At 62.9% G+C, this 2,537-nt stretch carries 3 protein-coding genes; 2 read left to right on the top strand and 1 reads right to left on the bottom strand.

Annotated elements, in window-relative coordinates:
* Positions 1–320, bottom strand: a 320-nt coding sequence (locus FNU79_RS18790; RefSeq protein WP_225430211.1) for a cation-transporting P-type ATPase, incomplete at its 3' end; no start/stop codon positions are given.
* Positions 321–722: 402 nt separating this feature from the next.
* On the opposite strand from FNU79_RS18790, the gene FNU79_RS18785 reads away from it, so the two are divergent.
* On the top strand, positions 723–2,129 hold the full coding sequence (locus FNU79_RS18785) for a BTAD domain-containing putative transcriptional regulator (protein WP_143722317.1): 1,407 nt from the start codon (positions 723–725) through the stop codon (positions 2,127–2,129).
* A 46-nt stretch (positions 2,130–2,175) separates the two neighbouring features.
* Positions 2,176–2,537 (top strand): universal stress protein (locus FNU79_RS18780; protein WP_143722316.1); only part of this gene is annotated, 362 nt, incomplete at its 3' end.

Genomic DNA, 2,537 nt, shown 5'->3' with positions numbered 1-2,537 from the left:
CGCAGCGACTCGGCGGCCACCTGAGAGCGCCGGGTCTGGTAGAAGTCCAGCCCGATGCTGCCCAGCACGATCACAATGATGATGGCGGCGTTGAGCCAGTCGCCCGAGACGCCCGAAATGACTGCCGCGATCAGCAAAATGGCGATCAGCGGCTGAACGAAGTAAGCCAGGAGCTGGAAGATCAATGGTTTTGGTTTCGAGGTCGAAATCTCGTTCGGGCCAATCTGGGCCAGGAGTTCAGCCGCCGCCTGACTGCTGAGGCCGGAACTTTCGGTAGAACGGGTCAGACCAGCTTCCCTGGCAACTGCGTCAGCCGTCATGCCCCTCCAGACCTTTCGTCCTGTTGACCATTGCGTTTTGATTCGCCGTGCTTCCCAGCATGCCCCGGCTCTGCTGACGACCAGAATCCAGCCGGAATCCAGAAGGCCGCCATGTCAACCACCCGCCCGATATACAGCGACGCCGCAGCCGTAGCTCATCAGCGTCGTCTCCATGCAGCGACTCTGATGCGCGGATGTTACGGGGCCGTTACCAGGCTGAACCGCTACAGCTTGGAAGCCGAGGCGAAGCGTGAATGTACATGTTTATCCACGGGTTTCACCCACTAAGCAGCGTGGTCTTGGTCAAAACCATATCTAACACCAGTCGGTGCACACTACCCTAGGTTCAGAACGGCGTGGAAACCGCTGTGCACGTTCTCTTCTACTCATCAAGGGGACGCTATGCCTACACTCAAGATCGTGACGTTCGGACACACCCGTGTCACCCTGGATGGTCAGGACATCGTCTGGCACGCTGCCAGCGCCCGCGACCTGTTCTTCTACCTGCTCTCGTTTCCAGACGGGCGCAGCCAGCGTGACGTGGCTCAGGCGCTGTGGCCTGACGAAGAAAACGAAAACGCAGCCAGCAGCAACCGCTTCCGGGTCGCGCTGCACCGGGTACGCACGGCGTTGGGGAAGACCGAGTCGGTTTTCAAGGACTACGAGCGCTACCGGTTGAGTTCAGAGGTACTGGCCACCAGCGACGTGTTTGCCATGCAGGTCGCGCTGCATGAAGCTCAGCTTGCTGGCACTGGCCTTCCTTCCGGAACTCAGGCCACCCGCGAAGCCCTCCAGCGGGCCGCAGACCTCTACGGCGGCGAGTACCTGACCGAGGTACGCACCGACTGGGCGGACACCGTACGCGAGGAATACAAGGCCAGCTATGTGCGGGCCACTTTAGAGCTGTCGATGCTGCACTGCGAGGCCGCCGAATGTGATTTGGCGATCCGGCATCTGGCGCAGGCGCTGCGGGCCGACCCGCTGATTGGTGAGAACTACCACCAGGACTTGATGGCCTGCCTGGCGAGCGTCGAGAGCAAATACGCCGCCGTCGAGCACTACCGGCGCTTCATCAAGTATCTGCGAAGTGACCTTGCGGACACGCCGATGCTAGAAACGACCGCGCTGGCTGAACGCCTCAAGGAAAGCGATTTCACCTGCCCCCACCAGATCGGGAGCCATGCTCCCTGCGCCCGGCACCTGGCCCAGCGGGCGGTTGGGGCCACGCTGCTCAGCTTCGAGCCGGACGGCAGTGAGGTGCATGATTCACTGGAACGCGCCCAGCTGGGACTCAAGCTGGCCGACGCCCTTCAGCCCGCCGGAACACTCGACGAAGTGGCGCACCTGACCCTTGAGGCTTTGGGCGAGGCGCTGAAGCTGGAGTCGCTGTTCATCTTCCTGGTAGACCTCGGCGTGCTGCGGATCAACAGGGTCTGGGGCGAAATCCCCCCTGAACTCCATCCGCTTCTGGAACTTGGCGCTCTGCCGCTGGACGCCGTTGCGCTTTGCCGTCAGGTCGTGCAGACTGGTAAGGCGCAGTACGCCGAGAATATCTCGCTCCTTCTGACCGCTGAACCTGAAACGAAGCCGACTGCCGCAGGCGCGGTGCCGATCGTCGGCCAGTCCGGCACGCTGGAGGCGGTGCTGGCCGTCTCGCGTCCGCCACGCGTGGGAACCTGGACGGTGCATGAGCAAGCGCTCCTCACGCAGGCCGCCCGAACACTGGGCTTCACCCTCAGACAAGACGCGCTGTACATCGGCGTGCCCAATTCAGGCCGCCGCGAAAGTCTTCCGGTAACGGGACGGTAAGGCGCGTAGACCAAGCTGGTGACAGAGAACCGAGGAGGTCACGCCTGTGTTGCGCCAGATGCTTGTTGCGGTGGATTTCAGTGTGTGGAGTCGCGATGCGGCCCAGCATGCCTGTGATGTGGCGCGTGCCACCGGCGGGAAGGTCACGCTGCTCCATGTGCTCGAAGCGCATGAATCGGGGCCCTCGGGCCTGGAAGCGGCGCAGACCCTCCTGCGGGAGCTCAGCTTGTTGGGCCGCCGCCCGCCGAGCTGCCTGATCGTTTCAGCCAAAACCAGACTGGACGGCCCGGCAGGCGGGGTCAAGCCCGAACATGGGGTCGCGCTGGCCATCCTGGAGGTGGCCGATCAACTGGGCTCAGAACTGATCGTGATCGGCCTGCACGGTCAGGGGAGCCGCACCGGAAGGAG

Source organism: Deinococcus detaillensis (assembly GCF_007280555.1).
Classification (GTDB): Bacteria; Deinococcota; Deinococci; order Deinococcales; family Deinococcaceae; genus Deinococcus; species Deinococcus detaillensis.
This window is presented reverse-complemented; position numbering and strand designations above follow the sequence as displayed.